Source organism: Cryobacterium sp. BB736, from assembly GCF_014980265.1.
GTDB lineage: Bacteria > Actinomycetota > Actinomycetes > Actinomycetales > Microbacteriaceae > Terrimesophilobacter.
The window spans coordinates 563,192-586,745 of sequence record NZ_JABXWQ010000001.1 but is presented as its reverse complement, the minus strand read 5'-3'; the positions used below and the strand labels follow the sequence as shown (position 1 = coordinate 586,745).

21 protein-coding genes, 1 tRNA gene and 1 pseudogene are annotated in these 23,554 nt (G+C 67.8%); 19 read left to right on the top strand and 4 right to left on the bottom strand.

Translation table 11 applies throughout. The features are described from left to right. Positions 1 to 24 precede the first annotated feature (24 nt). The 8 genes from IRG63_RS02730 to IRG63_RS02700 all read left to right on the top strand — a co-directional run bounded on the left by IRG63_RS02730 (position 25) and on the right by IRG63_RS02700 (position 7,719). Positions 25 to 447, top strand: coding sequence for a hypothetical protein (locus tag IRG63_RS02730; RefSeq protein WP_193509164.1), 423 nt, complete (start codon positions 25 to 27; stop codon positions 445 to 447). A gap of 163 nt (positions 448 to 610) precedes the next feature. Further along, positions 611 to 2,089, top strand: coding sequence for a malate:quinone oxidoreductase (locus IRG63_RS02725; RefSeq protein ID WP_193509163.1), 1,479 nt, complete (start codon positions 611 to 613; stop codon positions 2,087 to 2,089). A 127-nt stretch (positions 2,090 to 2,216) separates the two neighbouring features. Continuing rightward, positions 2,217 to 2,456 carry an ATP-binding cassette domain-containing protein gene (locus tag IRG63_RS13690; protein ID WP_227411703.1) on the top strand — a complete coding sequence of 80 codons (240 nt, stop codon included), beginning with the start codon at positions 2,217 to 2,219 and terminating at the stop codon, positions 2,454 to 2,456. A 3-nt stretch (positions 2,457 to 2,459) separates the two neighbouring features. Continuing rightward, positions 2,460 to 3,884 carry an ATP-binding cassette domain-containing protein gene (locus tag IRG63_RS02720; RefSeq protein WP_370566161.1) on the top strand — a complete coding sequence of 475 codons (1,425 nt, stop codon included), beginning with the start codon at positions 2,460 to 2,462 and terminating at the stop codon, positions 3,882 to 3,884. 143 nt (positions 3,885 to 4,027) lie between these two features. Next, the gene (locus IRG63_RS02715) at positions 4,028 to 5,239 is read left to right on the top strand and encodes a sensor histidine kinase (RefSeq protein ID WP_193509162.1); all 1,212 of its coding nucleotides are present in this window, start codon (positions 4,028 to 4,030) and stop codon (positions 5,237 to 5,239) included. Continuing rightward, positions 5,236 to 6,375: a hypothetical protein gene (locus IRG63_RS02710; protein ID WP_193509161.1), complete on the top strand. Its 1,140-nt coding sequence runs from the start codon at positions 5,236 to 5,238 to the stop codon at positions 6,373 to 6,375. The genes IRG63_RS02715 and IRG63_RS02710 overlap by 4 nt, the downstream gene beginning before the upstream one ends. After that, positions 6,362 to 7,048 (top strand): response regulator, encoded by a 687-nt coding sequence (locus tag IRG63_RS02705; RefSeq protein WP_193509160.1) that lies wholly within the window; start codon positions 6,362 to 6,364, stop codon positions 7,046 to 7,048. Before IRG63_RS02710 ends, IRG63_RS02705 begins: the two co-directional genes overlap by 14 nt. Beyond that, positions 7,048 to 7,719, top strand: a complete 672-nt coding sequence (locus IRG63_RS02700) for a thymidine kinase (RefSeq protein ID WP_193509159.1) — start codon at positions 7,048 to 7,050, stop codon at positions 7,717 to 7,719. Before IRG63_RS02705 ends, IRG63_RS02700 begins: the two co-directional genes overlap by 1 nt. A 59-nt stretch (positions 7,720 to 7,778) precedes the next feature. Here IRG63_RS02700 and IRG63_RS02695 read toward each other — a convergent pair. The 3 genes from IRG63_RS02695 to IRG63_RS02685 form a co-directional block, all read right to left on the bottom strand. Beyond that, a tRNA-Pro gene (locus tag IRG63_RS02695) sits at positions 7,779 to 7,852 on the bottom strand. Between the two features lie 8 nt (positions 7,853 to 7,860). After that, positions 7,861 to 8,826, bottom strand: a complete 966-nt coding sequence (locus IRG63_RS02690) for a metallophosphoesterase (protein ID WP_193509158.1) — start codon at positions 8,824 to 8,826, stop codon at positions 7,861 to 7,863. Then, on the bottom strand, positions 8,826 to 11,375 hold the full coding sequence (locus tag IRG63_RS02685) for a transglycosylase domain-containing protein (RefSeq protein ID WP_193509157.1): 2,550 nt from the start codon (positions 11,373 to 11,375) through the stop codon (positions 8,826 to 8,828). Before IRG63_RS02685 ends, IRG63_RS02690 begins: the two co-directional genes overlap by 1 nt. 51 nt (positions 11,376 to 11,426) lie before the next feature. Here IRG63_RS02685 and IRG63_RS02680 point away from each other — a divergent pair. Together IRG63_RS02680 and IRG63_RS02675 are read left to right on the top strand one after the other, a co-directional pair. After that, a pseudogene (locus IRG63_RS02680) lies at positions 11,427 to 11,567 on the top strand (DUF4177 domain-containing protein); the annotation flags it as partial. Between the two features lie 14 nt (positions 11,568 to 11,581). Further along, complete coding sequence (locus tag IRG63_RS02675) at positions 11,582 to 12,049, top strand: RidA family protein (protein WP_193509155.1); 468 nt, start codon at positions 11,582 to 11,584, stop codon at positions 12,047 to 12,049. Positions 12,050 to 12,060: 11 nt separating this feature from the next. Here the strand turns inward: IRG63_RS02675 and acs are convergent, their stop codons facing one another. After that, positions 12,061 to 14,028: an acetate--CoA ligase gene (gene acs, locus IRG63_RS02670; protein WP_193509154.1), complete on the bottom strand. Its 1,968-nt coding sequence runs from the start codon at positions 14,026 to 14,028 to the stop codon at positions 12,061 to 12,063. Positions 14,029 to 14,455: 427 nt separating this feature from the next. On the opposite strand from acs, the gene IRG63_RS02665 reads away from it, so the two are divergent. The 9 genes from IRG63_RS02665 to IRG63_RS02625 all read left to right on the top strand — a co-directional run bounded on the left by IRG63_RS02665 (position 14,456) and on the right by IRG63_RS02625 (position 23,539). Then, positions 14,456 to 15,454, top strand: a complete 999-nt coding sequence (locus IRG63_RS02665) for a TadA family conjugal transfer-associated ATPase (protein ID WP_193509153.1) — start codon at positions 14,456 to 14,458, stop codon at positions 15,452 to 15,454. 8 nt (positions 15,455 to 15,462) lie between these two features. Beyond that, entirely contained in the window at positions 15,463 to 16,356 is an 894-nt protein-coding gene (locus tag IRG63_RS02660; RefSeq protein ID WP_370566160.1) for a type II secretion system F family protein, read from the top strand. Between the two features lie 82 nt (positions 16,357 to 16,438). Beyond that, a complete protein-coding gene (locus IRG63_RS02655) occupies positions 16,439 to 16,618 on the top strand; it encodes a DUF4244 domain-containing protein (protein WP_193509151.1) in 180 nt (59 codons plus the stop codon). A 16-nt stretch (positions 16,619 to 16,634) separates the two neighbouring features. Then, complete coding sequence (locus IRG63_RS02650) at positions 16,635 to 16,928, top strand: TadE family type IV pilus minor pilin (protein WP_370566159.1); 294 nt, start codon at positions 16,635 to 16,637, stop codon at positions 16,926 to 16,928. Continuing rightward, on the top strand, positions 16,928 to 17,272 hold the full coding sequence (locus IRG63_RS02645; RefSeq protein ID WP_168625700.1) for an Rv3654c family TadE-like protein: 345 nt from the start codon (positions 16,928 to 16,930) through the stop codon (positions 17,270 to 17,272). Before IRG63_RS02650 ends, IRG63_RS02645 begins: the two co-directional genes overlap by 1 nt. Positions 17,273 to 17,333: 61 nt before the next feature. Further along, positions 17,334 to 20,096 carry a type I DNA topoisomerase gene (gene topA, locus IRG63_RS02640; protein WP_193509150.1) on the top strand — a complete coding sequence of 921 codons (2,763 nt, stop codon included), beginning with the start codon at positions 17,334 to 17,336 and terminating at the stop codon, positions 20,094 to 20,096. A gap of 1 nt (position 20,097) precedes the next feature. Further along, positions 20,098 to 20,724 (top strand): dTMP kinase, encoded by a 627-nt coding sequence (tmk, locus tag IRG63_RS02635; RefSeq protein WP_193509149.1) that lies wholly within the window; start codon positions 20,098 to 20,100, stop codon positions 20,722 to 20,724. 125 nt (positions 20,725 to 20,849) lie between these two features. Beyond that, positions 20,850 to 22,001: a DNA polymerase III subunit delta' gene (locus IRG63_RS02630; protein ID WP_193509148.1), complete on the top strand. Its 1,152-nt coding sequence runs from the start codon at positions 20,850 to 20,852 to the stop codon at positions 21,999 to 22,001. Further along, positions 21,998 to 23,539, top strand: a complete 1,542-nt coding sequence (locus IRG63_RS02625) for an alpha/beta hydrolase (protein WP_193509147.1) — start codon at positions 21,998 to 22,000, stop codon at positions 23,537 to 23,539. Before IRG63_RS02630 ends, IRG63_RS02625 begins: the two co-directional genes overlap by 4 nt. Positions 23,540 to 23,554: the final 15 nt, after the last annotated feature.

The window sequence follows — 23,554 nt, the reverse complement described above, 5'->3', positions numbered from 1 at the left end:
TGACGCTATCCAATACTGGATACCATGACTATCCAACCACAATCGCTGCTGCTTGCAGGCATCCTGCTGCTCGCCCTGGTCACGGTCGAGTCCGGCGGCTACTTCCTCACGCGTGTGATGGGAGGCAAGGTAGCGGCCAACGGACTGCAGAAGTCGTTCTTCCGCGCTGGCCACGCACATGCCGCGGTGCTGCTCGTGCTCAGCGTCGCGATCCTCGCCATCATCGACCTGAGCGCCCTCGAAGGTGGCTGGCTGTGGGCGGGCCGATCGCTGGTGCCGATTGCGGCGATCCTGATGCCTGCCGGCTTCTTCCTTTCGGTGATCGGCCGCGAGCCGCAGCGCCCCAACCGGCTGATCGCACTGCTCTGGCTTGGTGTCGCGAGCCTCACCGCCGGCCTGATCATCGCGGGCGCCGGCCTCATCGCAGGCGCGGTCGCCGCCCTCTAGCCGTCCGGAAAATGAAGGAGATCCGGCCCATTTGGAGCGTTCTGGCAAGGGAACGCCGTTTTCGAGCACAATCTCCTGCATTTTCAGAAGGCGGGAAGAAGCTCGATTCTGAGCGACCCTCGACGGGCGAAGCGGCCCGTCGGGCGCGGCTAAACTGGAGGGCGTGAGTTCAGCATCCGCCCCCATCGACGTCGCGCTCATCGGTGGCGGCATCATGAGTGCCACCCTCGGCGCAATCATCCAGCAACTCGAGCCCGACTGGACAATCCGCATCTTCGAGCGGCTCCCGGACGTCGCGCAGGAGAGCTCGAACGCGTGGAACAACGCCGGCACCGGCCACTCTGCCCTGTGCGAGCTGAACTACACCAAGGAGCTGCCCGACGGCACCGTCGACATCTCGCAGGCCGTCAAGATCAACGAGCAGTTCCAGGTCTCCCGGCAGTTCTGGGCGCACCTCGTGGGCAAGGGGCTTCTCCCCGACCCGGAGGCGTTCATCAACCCGGTCCCGCACATGAGCTTCGTGTGGGGCGAGGAGAACGTGAAGTTCCTCCGCCGCCGCTACGAGGCGATGAAGGATCACCCGCTGTTCGACGGCATGGAGTACAGCGAGGACCCAGCCGTCATCTACGAGTGGGCACCCGCGCTGCTGCCCGGCCGTAAGAAGGACCAGCCGATCGCGGCGACGCGTTCGATCGAGGGCACCGACATCGACTTCGGCGCCCTCACCCGTAACCTGATCGACAATCTGGTCGCCGGTGGCGCCGAGCTGCACACCGAGCGCAAAGTCACCGGCCTCAAGCGGCAGAAGAACGGCGTCTGGCGCCTGAACACCCGCCACATCGTCGGCGGCACCCCGACCACCGAATACGCGCGCTTCGTCTTCGTCGGCGCGGGCGGCGGCGCACTGTCGCTGCTGCAGTCATCCGGAATCCCCGAAGCGCGCGGCTTCGGCGGCTTCCCGGTCAGCGGCCAGTTCCTGCGCACCGACGACCCGGAGATCGTCGCGAGTCACCTCGCCAAGGTGTACGGCAAGGCCGCGGTTGGCGCGCCGCCGATGTCGGTGCCGCACCTCGACACGCGAGTCGTCGACGGCAAGCCGAGCCTGATGTTCGGTCCGTACGCGGGCTTCACGCCGAAGTTCCTGAAGTACGGCTCCTGGTTCGACCTGCCGTTCTCGATCCGCCCGGGCAACATCATCCCGATGCTCGCGGTGTTCAAGGACAACCTCGACCTCACCTGGTACCTGATCACGCAGGTGCTCGCGAGCAAGCACACCAAATTCATGGCGCTGCGCGAGTTCATGCCGGATGCGCGCCCGGGCAAGTGGCGGCAGATCACGGCGGGCCAGCGCGTGCAGGTGATCAAGAAGGACACCAAGAAGGGCGGCATCCTGCAGTTCGGCACCGAGGTCGTCACCGGCGCCGACGGCACGATCGCCGGCCTGCTCGGTGCCTCACCGGGAGCGTCGACGGCGGTGCCGATCATGCTCGACCTGCTCTCACGGTGCTTCCCGAATCAGCTGCCCAAGTGGGAGGGCACCATCCAGCAGATGGTGCCCAGTTATGGGCTGAAGCTCTCGGATGACCCGAAGCTCGCCGTGAAGACCCTCGAGACCACCGCAAAGGCGCTCGAACTGGTCTGATCCGGCCGTTGACGACCCTGCGCACCGGTTGCTAGGGTCGTACCCGCTATGTGGCTGTGACTTCCCTTCGTCCCGCGTCCGAGGCTGTGCCCGGCGGGAGTCGTCTTCGTACGAAGGGGCGCATGCGATGCGCACAGCCAGCAATTCACTCGCAATCGGCCATGTCCGCGCGGACAGCATCTCGAAGAGCTACGGCGACCGCAGGGTGCTCACCGATCTCAGCCTTGTCGTCGCGCCCAGCGACCGACTGGGTCTGATCGGCGAGAACGGCGTCGGCAAGTCGACGCTGCTCCGCATTCTCGCAGGCGTTGACGAGCCCGATTCCGGCAGCGTCGTGGCGCCGAAGCGCGCCGGCCTGCTGCAGTAGGAGGTGCCTTTTGCGCCCACCACGGCGATCGGCGCGCTCATCGAACATGCCCTCGCGCCGGTCCGCGCCGTCGGCGCGGAGTTGGAGGATGCCGCCGCCGGCCTGGCGTCGGGGACACCGGATGCTGCGGACCGCTACGACCGTGTCCTCGCCGAGGCCGAGCGGGTGGGCCTCTGGTCGATCGACGCCCGCCGGGACGAGGTCCTCGACGGCCTCGGGGTCGGCAGCCTCCCGGGCGAGCGAACCCTCGCAGAGGTGTCCGGCGGCCAACGGTCGCGGCTCGCGCTCGCCGCTCTCCTGCTGGAGCGACCCGATTTCGTGCTGCTTGACGAGCCGACCAACCATCTCGATGACGAGGCGGCAGAATACCTGCACCGCGAACTCACCGGCTGGCGCGGACCGGTCGTGTTCGCCAGCCACGACCGCGCGTTCCTCGATGAGACGGCCACCGATCTGCTCGACCTCGACCCGAGCCGTGGCGGGACTACCCGGTACGGCGCGGCATCCGGCGGCGCGTACACCGGCTACCTCGCCGAGAAGGCGGCCGAGCGCGCCCGCTGGGAGGAGCAGTTCGAACGAGAGCAGGACGAGCTGAAGCAGCTCGAGCACTCCGTCGCGGTGACCGCGCGTGCTGTCGCGCCGGATCGCGCCATCCGAGACAACAACAAGATGGGGTATGACCGACACGGTGCACGAGTGCAGGCTCAGGTGAGTCGCCGGGTGCGCAATGCGCGGGCTCGGCTGGACGAACTGAGCAAGCACGCGGTGCGGAAGCCGCCGGCGCCGCTGCAGTTCACCGGGCTCCCAGCCCGCGAAGCCGGCAGGCGCGTGCTGGGGCCAGACAACCCGGACACCGTCATTCTCGTGCGCGAAGCAACGGTTGACGGCCGCATCCGGATGGCGCAATTGCAGCTGACCGCGACCGAGCGGCTGCTGGTGACCGGGGCGAATGGCGCGGGAAAGTCGACGCTCCTCGGGATGCTGGCCGGCACCATCGAGCCAGCGCGCGGCACGGTGATGCGCGCACGCGGGCTTCGGGTGGCGCTGCTCGAGCAGGACGTACGGTTCGCCGATCCGTCTGACACCCCACGCTCCATCTACGAAAGCCGGCTAGGGGAGCGCCGCGCCGAGGCGACCCCGCTTGTGTCGCTTGGGCTGATCGCACCGCGTGACCTCGACCACCCGGTCGGATCGCTTTCGGTCGGGCAGCAGCGACGGCTGGCACTCGCGCTCATCATCGGCCGGCCCCCGCACGTGTTCCTTCTGGACGAGCCCACCAACCACCTGTCGCTGCAACTCGCGAGCGACCTGGAGGACGCGTTGGGCGCCTACCCGGGGGCTGTTGTCGTGGCGAGTCACGACAGGTGGCTGCGACGCCGCTGGTCCGGACGCCTGCTCCACCTCGTCGCCGGTGTCCCATCGAGTTGACGCGCATGGCGCCACGATGGGGCACAAAACGGTCCTGATCGGCAAATTTTCGCCCCCAGTTCGCGGGAACTGGGGTACAACTCGGCCACAATCGGTGCGATACTCAGGTGCCCCACTACCCGAACTGATGAGGCCTGGCACCCGTGGCTATCGGACTTCCGGCGCACCGCGCAACGCAGGTCCTCAGCCGCGCCTACACGCGGGGTCAGCACGCACTCGCGTTCACGCTCCTGGGCGGCATGCTCCTCATCGCGCTGGCTCTCGGTGCCCGGCTGGGACCGACCATATGGCTGTCCGCACTGACTCTCGCGGTCGCCATCGTCGTGCTCGCCATCCGGCGGCAGACCGACAGCGACGCGATGACCGTCCTCTACCTGCTGGTCGGCGCGACTGCACTGTTCCTGTTCGCCCACGCGTTCCTGTCGGGGCCGGATGCGGGCATCACCGATTACGGGTACTCCCTGGTCGCCGCGAAGACCGCGCTGGTCATGGCCGGCACCTCCAGGGTCGGCGCCTGGCCGAGCGTGAGCTGGACCATCGCCGGCTACGTCGTTGCCGAAGGCGCCGTCCTGACGGCATCCGTTCTGTCCGGCAGGTTCCTGGCCTTCGACACGACGACGCTGGCGATCGCCGTCGCGAGCGTCGCCCTCCGCCCGCTGGTCTCCGCCACCGGCGGGGGACTCAGGGACGCGCAACCGCGGCTGTACCGCGCGGCGCGCGAGGAGGAGCTGTCAGCGCTGCGGCACCGCATCGAAGTGAAGGCGGCCGCGCTGATGCACGACACCGTGCTCGGGCACCTTGGCGCGATCGCCTCGGCACCGGATGGCGGGCTCGACCCGCGGATGCGAACCCAGATCGAGCGTGACCTGCAGCTTCTCCTCGGCGAGGACTGGCTCTCCGACGAGACGCCCGGCGTCGCCGGGGAGCTGCGCGCCGACTGGCAGCACAGCGGCCTGTTCGCCGCGATCCAGGAGGGCCGGATGCTCGGGCTCGAGGTGCAGACGACCGGCGACCTGGGCGCGGTCGGTCGACTCGATCGGCAGACCTCCATCGCCCTGGGGCAGGCAGTGAAGCAGTGCCTGGTGAACGTGAGCAAGCACTCGGGCACGATGCTCGCCGAGGTCGCCGTCTACGCCGCCGGCGACGAGGTGTGCGTGATGGTGATCGACTCCGGGAAGGGTTTCGATGAGGCATCCGCCCCACGCGACCGGATGGGGCTGCGCACCTCGGTGCACCAGCGCATCGAAGCCGTGGGCGGGCAGGCCCAGGTGTGGTCGACGCTCGGCCGGGGAACCTCGATCATGCTCCGCGTCCCGACCAGCGGCCAGGACGCCCGGGGCGGGGGCTCGTCGTGAGCGCTCAACCCGAACTCACCCGCCAGCAGCTCGACCCGGTCGGCACCCTGGATGGCCGCCCGCTGATCATCGGCTTCTCGGTCCTCGCGCTCGGGTACGCACTGTTCACCACCGTGCGCTCGCTCGACCACATCGCCAACCCGCTGCTCGCCGCGCTGGCGATCTCCGCCCTCGCGTTCGCGTGCGCGATCGCGCTCATCGAAACCAGCCCGCAACGTGCGCCATTCACCTCCGGGGCGCACCTGAGTGTGCACCTGCTCGCGCTGACCGCCGCGGGGCTGTCCCACGCGAGCCAGGCCGGGTCGAACGACTTCATTCAGGACGACTGGGCCGCGATCTCGCTCGGCATCCTGCTCTTCGCGCTCGGCCCGTACCGACCGGTTGACGAACTCGCCGCTCTGGGCACGACATCCGCGATCCTCATCGGCTTCCTGACCGTGACCCGCCTGCCCGAGTTGTCGGATGCGCTGCCCCCGATCACCTACCTGCTCGCCAGCATGCTCGGTCTGCTCGCCCTGACCTACGCATCCGCCGCCTACAACGGGTGGATGCTGCGCGCACTCGAGCGGTGGCGGAACTGGAACGTGAACACCTCAGACCTGCGCATCGACGCGGTCGCCGGTGGCATCTCGCGTGCGGTGCACCGCGACCGGGTCAGCATCCTGGAAGGAGAGGTCCTGCCGTTCTTCCACGACCTGCTGGAACGTGCGGACGTCACCGAGGCGGACCGGGCGCGGGCCGCGGCGATCTCGACCGCGATCCGAACCGTCATGGTCGCCGAAGCGGACCGGAGCTGGCTCGATGAGCTGATGGGAACGTTCGGCAGGACGCGTACGATCACCCTCGACGACTCGCGGGGACTCGCATCGGCGATGGAGTCGAACCAGCGCACCGCGCTGCGCGCCCTCCTCGTCGCGTTGCACGACGAAGAGCACCTCGTCAGCGGCGAACTGCGGATCGGCAGCGACGCCGATACGCGCGTCAATTCGGTCGCCATGAGGGTGACGCTCACCGAGCAAGCGGCCAGAGCCGCGCTTCGGCCCTACTTCGCGGTGATGCGCATCGTCTTCCCCGACTTCCGGGTGAAACCGTCCCGCTCCGCGTTGATAATAAGGTTCTCTTATGGGCACCGATGATCCACAGCTTGTCGCTCCCGAGGCCGTCGGGGAGCGTGCGCCGGTTCGCCTGGCAGTTCTTGACGACCATGAGTTGCTGCTCGACAGCCTGGCCAGCTGGATCGCCGCCAACGCGCTCGACTTCGACCTCGTGCTCGCGGCGCAGACCTGGCTCGAGCTCGTGCACAGCGCGAACTTCCCGACGGAGCTGGTCTTCCTCGACTTCCAGCTGCAGGAGTCCATCTCCATCGAGGCGCGCGTGCGCACCTGCCGCGCTGCCGGCGCGAAGGTGATCGTGATCAGCAGTCTGGACACACGTGACGCGAGGGAGCGCGCTATGGATGCCGGCGCATCCGCGTTCCTGTCCAAGTCGTTGCCGATGCACGAGGTGATGGACGTTGCGCGTCGGGTCATGGGAGTCGAGGTCGGCCCCAGCACCCGCAACTGGCGGCCGCTGCCGGTCGGTGCCACCGCGACGACCCGTCCCAAGCTCAGCGGCGGCGAAGAGGAAGCGCTTAGGCTTTATGTGTCTGGGCTCACCACGGTAGAGGTGGCCCGACGGATGAACGTGAAGTATGAGACGGCCAAAACGTACTTGCGCCGAGTGCGCGAGAAGTACGCCAAGGCCAACAGGCCGGCGGGAAAGAAGGCGGAACTGATCCGCCGTGCCGCCGAGGACGGATACCTGCAGTAGTGGCAAAGCTTTATTTTCGCTATGGCGCGATGAACAGCGGCAAGAGCACCGCGCTGCTCCAGGCCGCCTACAACTACGAGGAGCGCGGCCAGCAGGTGCTGCTCGCCAAGCCGCAAGTCGACACCAAGGGCGCATCCCTCATCGTCTCGCGACTGGGCGTCACCCGGCCGGTGGACTTCATGATCGCGGCGACGGATGACGTGCTCGAGCTGTTCGCGCAGGCGCGGCAGGAAGTGAAGGAGGAGACCGGCCGGGACGTGAGTTGCCTGCTGGTGGATGAGGCACAGTTCCTCACAGAGGGGCAGATCGACGACCTGCTGCGCATCGCGATCCTGGAGGACGTGCCGGTGCTGGCTTACGGTCTCCGCACCGACTTCCAGACCGTGGCGTTCCCGGGCAGCAGGCGGCTGCTGGAGATCTCGCACTCGCTTGAGGAGCTGAAGACCATCTGTCGTTGTGGCCGCAAGGCGGTGTTCAACGCGCGCAAGATCGGCGACCGGTTCATCTTCGATGGGGACCAGGTCGCGATCGAGGTCGGTGAGGTCGTCTACGAGTCGCTGTGCGGGTCCTGCTACCTGGACGAGAGCGGTGGGCGCCTGAACCGAGGCAACCGGGTGCTGTCGCCGATGGACACCGCGTACAACTCCGCGCCGGACCCCGACTTCGCCTGACCGCTTAAGCCTTTAGGGCAACAAAAAGGGCCACCTCTCGGTGGCCCTTCTCATTTGTGTCGGGGTAGCGGGATTTGAACCCACGACCTCTTCGTCCCGAACGAAGCGCGCTACCAAACTGCGCCACACCCCGTCGACTAATCAAGAATAGCCGAAATCATCGGCAGTGAGTGTCACGAGAACGGCTTCCGGAGGGCAAGCGAAGCGAACCGGCGCATAAATCGACGTGCCGAGCCCCGCCGACACGTTCAGATGAGCCATCCGGCCGGCGTGATGCCAGGTGCTCAGGCCGCTGGCCTGGTCCAACGGGATGTCGCAATTGGCGACCAGCGCACCGTAACCGGGCACGCGCACCTGACCGCCGTGGGTGTGCCCAGCGAAGATCATGTCGGCACCGTGATTCACGAGCGAGTTGAGCACCCGCTGATACGGAGCGTGTGTCACCCCGATCGTCACCGGGGCCGGCCCGACCCGGTCGTCCTCCCAGCCCACGTTCTCGCGCAGGTCGTCGACGATGCCGGGAAGCAGGTCCAGACGGTCCCACCCGCGGTGGGCGTCACCGGTTCCGACGAGCTCGAGCCGGGAGCCCCGGAACTCGATCGCGCGTGCCGCATTGTTCAGGTCGTACCAGCCGAGGTCGCGATAGAGCTCCTCCAACCCGGCGGTGTCGAGACGGTTCCCCCCGTCTCGCCCCGGGCGACTTTCACCGGCCAGATAGGCGAACGGGTTCTTCGCCTCGGGGCCGATGTAGTCGTTCGAACCGTGCACGAAGACACCCGGGATGCCGCGGAACGGCTCCAGTGCGTACGCGACCGCGTCCAAGGCATCCGTATGTCCGAGCGTGTCGCCGGTGTTCACGATGAAGTCCGGTTCGAAAACCGCGAGCTCGCGCACCCAGTCGATCTTGGTGCGCTGCCACGGTGCGAGGTGCAGGTCGGCGAGGTGCAGCACTGTGATCGGTCGAGCGCTCGGGTCGAGCAGTTGCACGACCTCCCGCCGCACCGTGAAGCGATTCCGCTCCACGACGGTGCCCCAGGCGAGCGCCCCGAGGGCTGCGGCGCCGACCGTCGCGAGCGCGCCGCCGATTACCCGGTTAGCGGCTCCCATCAGTCGTCGTCGGGGTCGGGCCCGGGAGTCGGACCGCCTCGCGGCGCCCTGCCGACCGTGATGGTGACGGTGTCGGACTTGGATACGCCAGTACCTGCACCCGGGCTGGTCGAGATGACCCTGTCCACCTGGGAGGGATCTGTCGTATCGACCTTGTCCACCTTCACCTTGGTGAGTCCTTCGGCCGCGAGCGCTGCCCTGGCCTCGCCTTCGGTCATCCCTACGACGTTCGGAACGGTCCCCGCGAGCGACCCGTCGCTCACGTACACGGTGACGCTGAAGCCAGGCGACAGCCGGCTGCCAGCGGGCGGGTCGGTCGAAGCGACCACGCCGGCGGGGAGGGCGGATGCCACGGTGCCGCCATCCGTGTACTCGAACCCGAGCCCTTCGAGCGCCGACTTGACGGTGGCGACCGACTGGCCGGAGAAGTCCGGCAGCACGGTGGTGGTGCCCGTGATCAGGTTGCCGGGCGCGTCGGGGAACCCGTTGCCGCCGTATAGGCCGAGTAGATTCGCCATCACCGGCTTGAAGATGCGGTGACGTGCGCTGGCACCGTTTCCGCCGCCGAAGGCGATGCGGCTCAGGTCGGCGTGGTCCATGATGTTGCCCACCCAGACCGTCAGCGCGATGTTCGTGCTCGCCGCAACCATCCAGGTGTGCTCGGCGTTGTCGCTCGTGCCGGTCTTGCCGACCAGCGGGATGCCGACGAACGGGTTGGCGACAGCACCGGTACCGCGAGACATCACCTGCTGCAGCGCGTGCGCGGCTCCCGCCGCGACCTCCGGCGACAGGGCCTGCCGGCACTTCGGTGCCTGGCCGGCAAGCTCGGCGCCATCACGGTCGACGATCTTCTCGACTGCGATCGGGTCGCAGGACTTTCCGCCGGCGGCGATGGTGGCGATCATGGTCGCGATGCTGATTGGCGCGATCTCGTTGGTGCCGATAACGGCCGACGGGTTCGCCTGCAGCTTCGCCTCGTCGGCGCGGTGAACGCCCATGTCGAGTCCGGTGTCCCGGATGTCGCACAGGTTGAGCTGCTGGGCCATCGAGAGGTAGGCCGTGTTGACCGACGAGTTGGTCGCCTGCTGCACGGTGATCCGGCCGAAGCTCTGGTTGGCGAAGTTGTGGAACTTCTGGTTGCCGACCCAGTCGCCCTCACAGGACGGGAACCGCTTGAATACCTTGGCGTTCGTGCCGTCGACGACCTCCTGCAGGCCGTGTCCCGCCTTCAGCCATGCGGCCAGCGTGATGATCTTGTAGGTCGATCCGACCTGGAACCCGGACGAACCGCCGTAGGGCCGGTCGGTGTTGAAGTTGACCGCAGTCGTCTCCGGGCCGCCGCCCTCCTGGGAGTTGTCGAAGTGCTTGTTCTGCGCCATCACGCGGATCTTGCCGGTGCCGGGCTCGACTGCACTCACCGCTGCGCCGAGCGAGAAGCGCGATTCAGAAGCGGGGGCTTGCTCGTCGGTGATCGCCTTGGCCGCGACCTGCTGGTCCAGGTTGATGGTCGTGTAGACGTCGTATCCGCCGCGGTCCCAGTTCGCCTGACGCTCCTTGGGGTCCGCTCCGAGGCTCTCCAACTCGGGGACGACGAACGAGACGTAGTCGCAGAAGTTCTGTGCGGAGTACGACGCGTACATGCATCCGCTCGCGGGAGCGCTGATGTTGACGTAGGACTCGATGGGCGTGGCCACAGCCTCGTCGTGCTGCGCCTTGGTGATCATGTCGAGCTCGAGCATGATCTTGAGGATGTCGTCACGACGGTTCTTGTTGGCCTGGTACTTCTCAGGGCTGTCGAGATTGCGCGCGTTCGGATACTGGACGATCGCGATCAGGCTGGCCGCCTCGGCGAGCGTGACATCCGCAGCAGGCTTGCTGAAGTACTGCTTCGACGCGGCCTCGATGCCGTAGGTGTTGTTGCCGAAGCCCGCGATGTTGAGGTACGCGAGCATGATGTCTTCCTTGGAGTAGGTCTTCTCCAGTCCGATCGCGAGCTTCGCCTCTCGCAGCTTGCGCTCGAGGCTCTGCTCCTGCGCCTTCTGGAGCGCCGCCTTGCGCTCCTCGGGGTCGGTGATGCGCACCGCTTCCTGCATGTTGATGTTCTTGACCAACTGCATGGTCAGCGTCGACGCACCGCTGTCGATGTCACCGGACACGGCGTTGCCGACTGCCGCTCGGGCGATTGACTGCATGTCGACACCGCCGTGCTCCCAGAACCGACGGTCCTCGCCGGCGACGACCGCCTGCTTGATGAACTCGGACACCTGGTCCCAGCCCAATTCTTCACGGTTCTGCTTATACATCGTCGCGAAGGGGACGTACTCGCCGCCCGACACTCCATAGAGGGTGTTCTTCACCGACTGGTCACCGATCTCGATGTAATCGGGCAGCGCCTCGAAGATGCCGATCGAGGAGTTCGCGGTCATGCTGGTGACGGCGAGCGCGGGAGTCACGAGGGCTGTGATGAGGACACCCGCGAGACCACTGAGACCGACCATGCCGAGGAAGCCCTTCAGGGCGCCCGGAAGCTTCGAGTTTTCAGAAGGCATAGGATACAGCGTACGGGATGGCCTACTCGGGAAAGCTGAACGGAAACCGAAATGAAACGTTGGGAGTACCTCACTACCCCGCTGATCATCCACAACACTCAGGCCATCCTCAACAATTGGGGCGAGCAGGGCTGGGAACTGGTGCAGGTCGTGCAGGGCCCAGAGGGTGGGCTCGTGGCCTACTTCAAGAGGGAGAAAGAATCCGCATGAGCATCGACGCTCGTCTCGCCGAACTTGGTATCGCCCTTCCCGAGCTTGCCGCTCCCGCCGGGTCCTACGTGCCCGCGGTCGTCAGCGGCAATCACGTCTTCACGGCCGGCCAGCTGCCGTTCGTTGGCGGGAAGCTTCCGGCGACCGGCAAGGTGGGCGAGGGCGACTCTCTGGTGTCACCGGCGGATGCGAAGGGTTACGCCCGCGAGTCAGCGTTGAACGGTCTCGCGGCCATCAAGTCGGTGATCGGTTCGCTGGATCGCGTGACCAGAGTCGTCAAGGTCGTCGGTTTCGTCGCATCCGATCCCGCATTCACCGGCCAGCCCGGTGTCATCAACGGCGCGTCAGACCTCCTCTTCGAGGTGTTCGGCGACGCGGGCATGCACGCACGCAGCGCGGTTGGCGTCGCGGCGTTGCCGCTGGACTCGCCCGTCGAGGTCGAGTTCATCGTCGAGTTCGCGTAAGCGACTCCGCGCTACTGCAGCTTCTCGGTGATCACCTGCATCACTGAGGTGTCGGCAAGAGTGGTGGTGTCGCCGATCTGGCGCCCCTCCGCGACATCCTGAAGCAGTCGCCGCATGATCTTGCCCGAGCGGGTCTTCGGCAGCTCGGTGACGACGAATACCTGACGCGGCCGGGCGATCGCGCCGATCTGCTCGGCGACGTGGGCCCGCAGGATCGCGCTCGCCTCCTCGGCCGTCTGCGCCTCGGCCTGCTTGGCACGCAAGATCACGAACGCGACAACCGCTTGCCCGGTGGTGTCATCGGAGGCCCCGACGACGGCCGCCTCGGCAACGATCGGATGCGACACGAGCGCCGACTCGATCTCCATCGTCGAGAGACGGTGACCGGACACGTTCATCACATCGTCGACCCGGCCAAGCAGCCAGATGTCGCCGTCTTCGTCCAGCCGCGCGCCGTCGCCCGCGAAGTACATGCGGCGCTTGTTCGCACCGGGGAAGTCGAACTTCTCCCAGTAGGTCTCGATGAAGCGCTCCGGGTCGCCCCAGATGCCGCGCAGCATTGAGGGCCACGGGTCGGTGACCACGAGGTAGCCGCCGTTGCCGTTGCCGACGCGATTGCCCTGCTCGTCGAGCACATCCACCGAGATTCCGGGGATCGGCACCTGCGCCGAACCCGGCTTGGCGGTGGTGACGCCGGGCAGCGCGGAGATCATGATCGCGCCCGTCTCGGTCTGCCACCAGGTGTCGACGACCGGGGTTGTGCCGCCTCCGATGATCTCGCGGTACCAGACCCAGGCTTCCGGGTTGATCGGTTCGCCGACCGAGCCGAGCACGCGCAGCGAGCTGAGGTCGAAGCGCTGCGGGTGCTCCCTGCCGACCTTCATGAACGAGCGGATGGCGGTGGGCGCGGTGTACAGGATCGTCACCTTGTACTTCTCGACGATCTCCCACCAGCGACCCGGATGCGGGGTGTCCGGCGTGCCCTCGTACATCACCACCGAGGTGCCGTTGGCGAGCGGGCCGTAGACGACGTAGCTGTGTCCGGTGACCCAGCCGACGTCGGCGGTGCACCAGTAGACATCCGTCTCCGGCTTCAGGTCGAAGACGATGCGCTGCGTGAAGGCGTTCTGCATCAGGTACCCGGCGGAGGTGTGCAGGATGCCCTTGGGCTTCCCGGTCGTGCCGGATGTGTACAGGATGAACAGCGGGTTCTCGGCCTCGAATGCCTTCGCCTCGTGCTCGGCGTCGACCTTCTCGAGCTCCTCGTGCCACCACAGGTCGCGACCCTCGGTCCAGTCGACCTCGTTGCCACCGCGCTTGATGACGAGCACGTTCTCGACGCTGGTCTCGCCGGTGAGCGCGGTGTCGACGGTCGGCTTGAGCGGGAAGACCTTGCCCTTGCGGTATCCGCCGTCGGCGGTGATGACCAGCTTGGCGGTCGCATCCTCGATCCGCGACCTGAGGCTGTCGGCGCTGAAGCCGCCGAAGACCAGCGAGTGCACCGCGCCGATACGGGCGACCGCGAGCATCGCGACGACGGCCTCCGGAATCATCGGCAGGTAGATGGCGACCCGGTCGCCCTGGCGGATGCCGAGCTCGGTGAGCAGGTTCGCCGCCTTCTTCACCTCGGCGGTGAGCTCGGCGTAGGTGATGGTGCGGCTGTCGCCGGGCTCGCCTTCCCAGTAGATCGCGACCCGGTCGCCGTTTCCGGCCTCTACGTGCCGGTCGAGGCAGTTGTAGGCGACGTTCAGGCGTCCGTCGGCGAACCAGCGCGCGAACGGTGGGTTGTTCCAGTCGAGGGTCTGCGTGAACGGGGTTTCCCAGTGCAGCAACTCGCGGGCCTGATCCGCCCAGAAACCGACCGGGTCGGCGGCGGCGCGCTCATACAAGTCGCTCGTCGCAACCGCCTGAGCGGCGAACTCGGGACTCGGCGGGAAGCGCCGTTCCTCGTGCAGCAGGCTGTCGATCTGTTCGCTCATTACACTCCTGAAACGCTTCTTTGCGGTCTCGGTGCGGCTGTTTCGGCGCACCAGAATCGAGACTACCCGCCTCACAGTGTTTCCCCATTGAAAAGGTCTCGCCCTGCACTAGACTGATGTGGTCAATCCGTCATGGATGACTGGCAGTCCGCAACGATTCCCCCCAATCAGCTGACTGCCGTGGCGGCGCCGGTTCCCCCCAACAGGCGCCGCCCCTCTTTTTTAACCCGTTTCAAGGAGATCCGGCCGCGTTCCGCCCCGGATGCCCGTCATCCGTCTCGAAGCGGCGCTTTTTCCTTGAGATGGGTTAGAAGCCGGAGGTTGGGCGGGCGACGGGTGCTCCTCCCGATAGCGGCCGGTGAGCCGGAGCGCACTGCTGGCCCGAGTCAGAACCGGATCGTCGGCGGCTGGCGCGTAGCGTCGCCGCATGCTCGAGCCGCGTTTCGTCGCCAGCCCACCCGGTGCGAGCCAGGACACACCGACCCGCCGCAACCTGCCCGAATTCGGTGAGCTGGCGGCGCTCGTCGCCGACCCGGATGTGACGGATGTCTTCGTCAACGGGGTGGACGGGCTGTGGGTCGACCGCGGCGCAGGTCTGCTGCGCCAGCCCTCCCTTGAACTGGACGAGGGTCGACTCCGCGAACTCGCCGTCCGCCTGATCGCACTCGGCGGACGGCACATCGACGAGGCGACACCGTGCGTCGACGTGCGACTGCACGACGGCATCCGGGTGCACGCGGTGCTGCCGCCGATCTCCACCGGCGGCACGCTCATCTCGATCCGGCTGCCGCGCTTCAGGCGGCTCTCGCTCGACGACCTCGAGCGGGCGGGGTTCTTCGCCGACGTGCCCGCCGCATCCGTTGTCCATTTGGTCGAACGGCGCGCGAACGTGCTGATCACCGGGGCGGCCGGCAGCGGCAAGACCACCCTGCTTTCGGCGATGCTCGCGAGCGCCGACCCGAGCGACCGGATCGTCGCGATCGAGGATGTCGCCGAACTCCACGTCGAGCACCAGCACTTCGTGTCACTCGAAGCGAGGCAGGCGAACCTGGAGGGCGCAGGCGGCGTCGGCATGGAGCGACTGGTACGCGAAGCGCTGCGGATGCGCCCCGACCGGCTGGTGGTGGGGGAGTGCCGCGGCGCGGAGGTGCGCGAACTGCTCGCGGCGCTCAACACCGGCCACGACGGCGGCGCAGGCACCCTGCACGCCAACTCACTCGGAGACGTCCCGGCACGGATGGAGGCGCTCGGCGCGCTCGCCGGTCTCGGTCCAACCGCGATCGCCCGCCAGACGGTGAGCGCCATTGGCGCGGTGCTTCACCTCGAGCGGCGCGGCGGCGTGCGCCGGCTCGCCCAGCTCGGTTCCTTCGAGCTCGATGATCGGGACCGGCTCACGACCGTCGAGGCGCCCCCCGTGAGCCCATGAAGCGGGCGGTGCCGAAGCACGCGGCTGACCCGGTCGGCCCGGCCGCCCAGACGGTGCAACGGCTTGCCGTGCTGCTGGCCGCGGGCGTCACGCCCGGCTCCGCCTGGGGCTACCTCGCCGAGCAGAGCGCCGACCCGCGCGTGCGGCAGATCGCTGCGACGGATGCGCCGATCGCCGACGCGATTCTGGCCAGCAGTCAGGGCGATCCGGTCTGGCGAAGCCTCGCCGCGGCCTGGCGGATTGCGACCGATGCAGGGGCTCCGCTCGCGCCGACACTGAGGTCGCTCGCGCAAACCCTCCGCGATCTCGCCCAGACCCAGCGCGACGTCTCGGTCGCCCTCGCGGCGCCCGCGGCGACCGCACGGATGGTGCTGGCGCTCCCGCTGGTGGGGCTGCTGTTCGGCGCGGCACTCGGATTCGACACCCTGGGCATCCTCTTCGGCACCCCGGCCGGCTTCGCCTGTCTCGTTCTCGGGGCAGGGCTCATGCTCGCCGCCCGGATGTGGAACCGCCGCCTGCTACGGGCGGCAACCCCGACCGACCCAACGCCGGGCCTGCAGCTCGAGCTGCTGGCGATCGCGCTGTCTGGCGGGGCATCCGTTGACCGGGCACGCGAGGCGGTTGCCGAGGCGAGCCGCAGCTGCGGTCTGCCGAGCGACGCAGCCGAGGTCGATGCGGTGCTCGCGCTGTCCGTGCGGGCCGGGGTGCCCGCGGCGGCCCTGCTGCGCAGCGAAGCCGAACAGCAGCGGCTCGACGCGCGCAGCGAAGGGCAGCGCAGGGCGGCGAAGCTCGCGGTGACACTGATGATCCCGCTCGGCGTGTGCGTGCTGCCCGCGTTCATGCTGCTGGGGGTTGCGCCGCTGATGATCGCGGTCGTCTCCTCAACGGTCTCCGGGCTGTGAGGTTCGCACACGGCGGCGAGCCCGGATGCCCGGGACTGCCAGTGGTCCGCTCGACACTGTCCTCGATTAGAAGGAGGAACAGATGAGATTCAGACTCAGGCGTCGCCTCGCAGGCGAGACCGGCGCGGCCACCGCCGAGTACGCCATCGCGACGATGGCGGCGGTCGGCTTCGCGGGGCTGCTGGTGGTGATCATGCGCTCCGATGAGGTGCGCGGCATGCTCACCGACCTGGTGCAGCGTGCGCTCACGTTCGCCGGCTGACGCCGAAGCGGGCACGGTGGCCGCAGAATTCGCGGTTGCCGTGCCCGCCGTGATGCTCGTGCTCGCGTGCTGCCTCGGCTCGGTGCAGCTCGCCAGCCAGCAGGTGCGGTTGCAGGATGCCGCCGCGGTCGCTGCCCGCGCCACGGCGAGGGGCGACCCGGTGGATGTCGGCCGGCTCGTGCCCGGCGCATCCGGAGCAATCGAGAGCGGCAGTGAGCTCGTGTGCGTCACGGCGACGGTGCACGGGCCGGGGCTATTCGGCGCCATCACCCTGACAGCGCGCAGCTGCGCACTCGCCGGAGGAGGCTGATGCGCGCCGACGAGCGCGGGTCCGGCTCGCTACTCGCGGTCGCGCTCATCACCGGCACTCTCGCGCTGACCATGCTGTTCGTACCTCTCTATATAGTGCTGGTCGCGAAGCAGCGGGTCGCAGGGGCAGCGGATGCCGCAGCACTCGCCGCAGCGGACGTCGCGATCGGCATCGTCCCCGGGGTGCCCTGCGAGCAAGCATCCGTCGTCGCCGAAGCGAACGGGGCGGCGCTCAGCGGATGCCGTCAGGATGGCGCTATCGTGACCGTCAGGGCCAGCACGATCGTGCTTGGACTGCCCGTGGCGGCTCTCGCCACCGCCGGACCCGCTCCGCCGCGCCAATAGAGCGCGCGGTGTTTTCGTGTGTATGGTGTCCCCTGTTCTATTCAGACATTCAAGGAGTTCCGTGCCCGGCACGAAGAAACTGGTCATCGTCGAGTCACCTGCAAAGGCGAAGACCATCGCGCAGTACCTCGGTGACGATTACGAAGTGCAGGCCTCCGTCGGCCACATTCGTGACCTCATCGAGCCGAAAAACCTGCCGCCGGAGCTGAAGAAGGGCTCGCTCGGCAAGTTCTCCGTGGATGTCGAGAACGGCTTCGAGCCGTACTACGTCGTGTCCGACCAGAAGCGCAAGACGGTCTCCGAGCTGAAGAAGGCGCTCAAGAACGCCGACGAGCTCTACCTCGCAACTGATGAGGACCGCGAAGGCGAGGCCATCGCGTGGCACCTGCTGCAAGTGCTGAACCCCAAGGTTCCCGTGCGGCGCATGGTGTTCCACGAGATCACCAAGGACGCCATCGAGCACGCCCGCGACAACACCCGCGAGATCGACACCGCACTCGTTGACGCGCAGGAGACCCGCCGCATCCTGGACCGCCTGTACGGCTACGAGGTGTCGCCGGTGCTGTGGCGCAAGGTTGGCCCCGGGCTGTCGGCCGGCCGCGTGCAGTCCGCCGCTACCCGACTGGTGGTCGAGCGTGAGCGCGAACGACTGGCTTTCATCGCGGCGACTTACTGGGACCTGTCCGCGAGTCTCACCCCGGCCGAGCAGAAGGACCTGTTCGACGCGCGTCTCGCCCGCCTGAACGGCTCGCGAGTCGCCACCGGCCGCGACTTCGATGACCGTGGAGCATTGAAGACGGATGCTGTCGCCCTCGACGAGGCGGCAGCCGAGGCGCTCGCGACGGCACTGCGAGAGGCGTCGACCTCTGTCACGGTGACCTCGGTCGAGTCGAAGCCGTACACGCGTCGGCCGGCCGCGCCGTTCACGACGTCGACGATGCAGCAGGAGGCCGCCCGCAAGCTGCGCTTCTCCGCCCGGCAGACGATGAGCGTCGCGCAGAGCCTGTACGAGAACGGTTTCATCACCTATATGCGAACCGACTCGCCGTCGCTGTCGCAGCAGGCCACCAACGCGGCCCGCACGCAGGCGAAGGCGCTGTACGGAGCCGACAGCGTTCCCGAGAAGCCGCGCGTCTACAGCGGCAAGTCGAAGAACGCGCAGGAAGCGCACGAGGCGATCCGCCCATCCGGTGACACCTTCCGCACCCCGTCCGAGTTGCAGGGCACGCTGCGCGGCAACGACTGGAAGCTGTACGACCTGATCTGGAAGCGCACCGTCGCCAGCCAGATGGCGGATGCCAAGGGGTCGACCGCCACGGTCACGATCACCGCGGCCACGGCATCCGGAGACCGCGCCGAATTCGTTGCAAGCGGCACCGTGATCACCTTCCGCGGCTTCCTGGCCGCCTATGAAGAGGGACGTGACGAGGAGCAGAACGAGACCGCAGAGCCGACCGAGGCGAAGCTGCCGGCGCTGACCGAGGGGCAGAGCCTCACGCTGGCGTCGGTCGAGGCCAAGGGGCACGAGACCAGCCCGCCGCCGCGGTACACCGAGGCAAGCCTGATCAAGACGCTCGAGGAGCTCGGGATCGGGCGACCGTCCACCTTCACGTCGATCATCTCGACGATCATCGACCGCGGGTATGTGACCCCGCGCGGCACCGCGCTGGTGCCCAACTGGGTGGCGTTCTCTGTGGTGCGTCTGCTGGAGGACTACTTCGGCGAGCTGGTGCAGTACGACTTCACCGCCGACATGGAGAACGACCTCGACCGCATCGCCGACGGCGAGGAGGACCGGGTCGGCTGGCTCACCAGCTTCTACTTCGGCGGCCAGCGGCACCGCGGCCTGCGCAACGTCATCGACAACCTGGGCGAGATCGACGCGCGCAGCGTCAACTCGACCCGGATCGATGACGACATCACGCTGCGCATCGGCAAGTACGGCCCGTACCTTGAGGTCGAGGATCCGGATGCCGCGGACGGCACGCCGCGCCGCGTGAACATCCCGCAGGACCTCGCCCCCGACGAGCTCACGGTCGAGAAGGCCCGCGAGCTCATCGAGGCGCCCGTGTTGACCGACCGGGTTATCGGCATCAACCCGGAGAACGGCAAGCAGATCGTCGCGAAGGACGGCCGGTTCGGCCCGTACGTGACCGAGCTGGATCCCGAGGAGGCCGAGACCTCGGCGGTCGAGCCTGTCGAGACCGTGGACGCCGCGACCGGCGAGGTGACGGCGACGGTGGTCGAGCCTGTCGAGACCCCGAAGAAGCGCAAGCCGGCCACCAAGAAGGCGGCCGCCGCCAAGCCGCGCACCGCGTCGCTGTTCAAGTCGATGGACCTTGCGACCATCGACCTCGACACGGCGCTGACCCTGCTCAACCTGCCGCGCGTCGTCGGCGTCGATCCGGAGTCCGAGGCGGAGATCACCGCGCAGAACGGCCGGTACGGCCCCTACCTGAAGAAGGGCACCGACACCAGGTCGCTCACGAGCGAGGACCAGATCCTCGAGATCGACCTCGCCGGTGCGCTGGAACTGTTCGCGCAGCCGAAGTACGGTGCCACGCGTGCGTCCAGTGCTCTGAAGGAGTTCGAGAACCTGGACCCCGAGAGCGGCAAGGCGATCAAGATCAAGGACGGCCGGTTCGGGCCGTATGTCACCGACGGTGTAACCAACGTGACGGTCCCGCGCGGTGAGGTGCCGGAGGAGATCGACTTCGAGCGGGCGGTGCAGATGCTCGCCGACAAGCGGGCGAAGGGTCCGGCCAAGCCGAAGGCGAAGGCGAAGGCCAAGACCACCCGCAAGGCTCCCGCGAAGAAGAAGTGACGTGACCGGGCTTTTCATCACGTTCGAGGGCGGCGACGGCTCGGGCAAGTCGACCCAGGCGGAGCTGCTCACGAGCTGGCTGACGGATGCCGGACACACCGTCGTGCGCACTCGCGAGCCGGGCGGCACCGACCTTGGTGATGAGCTGCGGGAGATTGTGCTGCATCGGCGAGGCGACATCGCGCCGCGCGCCGAGGCGCTCATCTACGCGGCGGACCGTGCACATCACATCGCGACCAAGGTGCGGCCGGCGATTGACCGCGGCGAGGTGGTGATCCAGGACCGGTACTTCGACTCCTCGGTGGCCTACCAGGGTGTCGGCCGCGGTCTCGGCGCAGACGATGTTCGTCGGATCTCGCTGTGGGCGGTCGAGGACCTGCTCCCCGACCTGACGATCCTGCTTGACCTGGACGAGTCCGTCGGCCGCGGTCGCCTCGACGAGGCGCGCACCCGCTACGACCGGCTCGAGGCGGAGGAGCAGACCTTCCACGCGACGGTCCGCTCCGCTTATCTCGAACTTGCGGCGGCCGAGCCGGCGCGGTTCCTGGTGCTCGACGCATCCGGGGACGTCGCCTCGCTCGCCGCGGCGATCCGCGCTCGCGTCGAAGCCCTCCTCGCGCGCCGCTGACCGCCCCGCAGCGCTGCTCCCGATTGTTATCGATGCGGATGCGTCGGGCGGGCCGGGCGGGGCCGGATGCGCCGGGCCGGGGGAAACTGGGAACCACCGACAGCGGTGCACCCTAGGCTTTACGCATGCAGGTGTGGGACGAGCTGACCGGCCAGTCTGAGGCGATCGACGTGTTCCGATCGGCCGCGGAGGCCGCCGCCGCTGGGCGCGACGGGATGACCCACTCGTGGCTCATCACCGGTCCGCCCGGGTCGGGGCGCTCCAACCTCGCCTACGCGTTCGCGACCGCGCTGCTCAGCCCCGGCAACCCCGACGGCGATGAGGCGACCCGCCGCCAGGTGGCGGCGCGCACGCATCCGGATCTCGGCGTGCTCAGCACCGACCGCGTCATCATCTCGATCGAAGAGGTGCGGTCGCTGGTCGCGAGCTCGCAGTTCTCGCCCTCCGTCAGCCGCTACCGGGTCATGATCATCGAGGACGCCGACCGGATGACCGAGCGCACCTCCAACGTGCTGCTGAAGGCGCTCGAGGAGCCGCCTCCGCGCACGGTGTGGATCCTATGCGCGCCGAGCGAGGCTGACCTGATACCCACCGTCCGGTCGCGGGTGCGCAGCGTGCGGTTGCGGGTTCCCTCCGTGGAGGATGTCGCCGAGCTGATCACCCGCCGCGACGGCGTCGACGCTGAACTTGCGATCCGCGCCGCCCGCGAGGCGCAGAGCCACATCGGCATGGCGCACCGGCTTGCCACCAACGCCGACGCGCGCGCGCGTCGCGAGCAGACCCTGCAGGCGGCCCTCGGCATCCGGAGCGTCTCCGGAGCGGTCAGCGCTGCCGCCACCCTGCTGGAGGTCGCGACCGCAGATGCCAAGGCGATCACCGAGGAACGTGACGCCGAGGAGCGTGAGAGCGCGATGCGCTCGCTCGGCATCGAGCCAGGCGGCACCATTCCGCCCGCCCTGCGCTCGCAGCTGAAGTCGCTCGAGGAGGACCAGAAGCGCCGCGCCACCCGCAGCCTGCGCGACGGACTGGACCGCATCATGGTCGACCTGATGTCGCTCTACCGGGATGTGCTGCTGCTGCAACTGGGCGTCGCAAGCGAACCCATCAACCTCGAGATCAGCGACCAGCTGCAGCGCGCCGCCGAGGAGTCGACCCCGGCGCAGACCCTCGAGACCCTCGACGCCATCACCACCGCGCGGCAGCGTATTGACGCCAACGTTGCGCCCGCCCTCGCCCTTGAAGCCATGTTGATCACCGCCAGGAGGCAGCCCAGATGAGAGAGCGACGCACCCGACGAACCCTCAGCGCGGTCGCGGTGGCCGCGGCGGCGGTGGTCGGACTGAGCGGATGTGTGTCGTTCTTCGTCCCCGAGGAGCCGAGCAAGACATCCGTTCCCACCGACGAGTCGGTCGCGCCCGAGCTCGAGGCGTTCTACAAGCAGGTGCTGCAGTGGGAGAACTGCGGTGACGGCTTCCAGTGTGCGACCGCGACAGCGCCGCTCGACTGGAACGAGCCCGAGCGGGAGTCGATCGAACTGGCGCTCATCCGGTCGGTGGCGAAGAGCAGCGACCGGATCGGGTCGCTGCTGGTGAACCCCGGCGGGCCGGGTGGTTCCGGCTATGACTTCATCCACGACAGCCTCGACTATGCGGTGTCCGGCAACCTGATCGACCGGTTCGACATCGTCGGCTTCGACCCCCGCGGCGTCGGCCGGTCGTCGGCGGTCTCCTGCTACGACGACCCCGCCCAGATGGACCGCTGGCTGTACGAGCTGCCGGGTAACGAGTTCGCGTCGGATGCCTGGATCGCCGAGAACAAGGCATCCTCGGCTGAATTCGGTCAGGCCTGCCTCGATCACACCGGCGACCTGCTCGGCTTCGTCGACACGAACAGCGCCGCACGCGACCTGGACCTGCTGCGCGCGATCCTCGGCGACAAGAAGCTGAATTACCTCGGCTACTCCTACGGCACCCTGCTCGGGGCGACCTACGCCGAGCTGTTCCCGGAGAAGACCGGGCGCCTCGTGCTCGACGGCGCGATTGACCCGGCCACGAGCGAGTTCGACGTCACCGCGACCCAGGCGGTCGGGTTCGAGAGCGCCATGATGGCCTACCTCGAGGACTGCAGCACCGGCCGGGAGTGCCCGTTCCGCGGCGCCCCCGAGCAGGCGATGCAGACCGTGAACGCGCTGCTGCAGAGCCTGCAGGCCAGCCCGTTGCGCGCCTCCGACGGTCGGATGCTTGGGGCATCGACCATGTTCACGGCCATCATCCTGCCCCTGTACAGCCAGGAGAACTGGCCGTACCTGAACGACCTGTTCGCCCGGGTGATGAGCGGGGAGGCGGACTTCGCGTTCGCGCTGGCCGACAGCTACAACGGGCGGAATCCGGATGGCACCTACCGCGACAATTCGACGGAGGCGTTCACCGCGATCAACTGCCTGGACTACCCGATCGACTCGTCGGTGGAGACGCTGCGCGCGCAGGCTGCCGAGCTGGCGAAGGTGGCGCCGGTGTTCGGCCCGCTGATGTCGTACGGCACGTCGTGTGACGGATGGCCGTTCCCGGCCGAGCGGGACCGGCAAGAGATCCACGCATCCGGTTCGGCGCCGATTCTCGTGGTGGGGACGACGAACGACCCGGCGACCCCGTACCAGTGGTCGGTGAACCTGGCCGACCAGCTCGACGAGGGCCACCTGGTCACCTATCAGGGTGAGGGGCACACCGCCTACAACAAGTCCAACTCGTGCGTGAACCGCGCGGTCGACGACTTTCTGATCAACGGGACGGTGCCGTCGGCCGACCCCATGTGCTGAGGCTGCCCTACGGGA

Coding starts and splice junctions, on each gene's coding strand:
- IRG63_RS02630 (WP_193509148.1), top strand. CDS start 20,850: ATGCAGGTGTGGGACGAGCTGACCGGCCAGTCTGAGGCGATCGACGTG.
- IRG63_RS13690 (WP_227411703.1), top strand. CDS start 2,217: ATGCGCACAGCCAGCAATTCACTCGCAATCGGCCATGTCCGCGCGGAC.
- IRG63_RS02675 (WP_193509155.1), top strand. CDS start 11,582: ATGAGCATCGACGCTCGTCTCGCCGAACTTGGTATCGCCCTTCCCGAG.
- IRG63_RS02655 (WP_193509151.1), top strand. CDS start 16,439: ATGAGATTCAGACTCAGGCGTCGCCTCGCAGGCGAGACCGGCGCGGCC.
- IRG63_RS02625 (WP_193509147.1), top strand. CDS start 21,998: ATGAGAGAGCGACGCACCCGACGAACCCTCAGCGCGGTCGCGGTGGCC.
- acs (WP_193509154.1), bottom strand. CDS start 14,028: ATGAGCGAACAGATCGACAGCCTGCTGCACGAGGAACGGCGCTTCCCG.
- IRG63_RS02690 (WP_193509158.1), bottom strand. CDS start 8,826: ATGGGAGCCGCTAACCGGGTAATCGGCGGCGCGCTCGCGACGGTCGGC.
- IRG63_RS02730 (WP_193509164.1), top strand. CDS start 25: ATGACTATCCAACCACAATCGCTGCTGCTTGCAGGCATCCTGCTGCTC.
- IRG63_RS02685 (WP_193509157.1), bottom strand. CDS start 11,375: ATGCCTTCTGAAAACTCGAAGCTTCCGGGCGCCCTGAAGGGCTTCCTC.
- IRG63_RS02705 (WP_193509160.1), top strand. CDS start 6,362: ATGGGCACCGATGATCCACAGCTTGTCGCTCCCGAGGCCGTCGGGGAG.
- IRG63_RS02665 (WP_193509153.1), top strand. CDS start 14,456: ATGCTCGAGCCGCGTTTCGTCGCCAGCCCACCCGGTGCGAGCCAGGAC.
- IRG63_RS02645 (WP_168625700.1), top strand. CDS start 16,928: ATGCGCGCCGACGAGCGCGGGTCCGGCTCGCTACTCGCGGTCGCGCTC.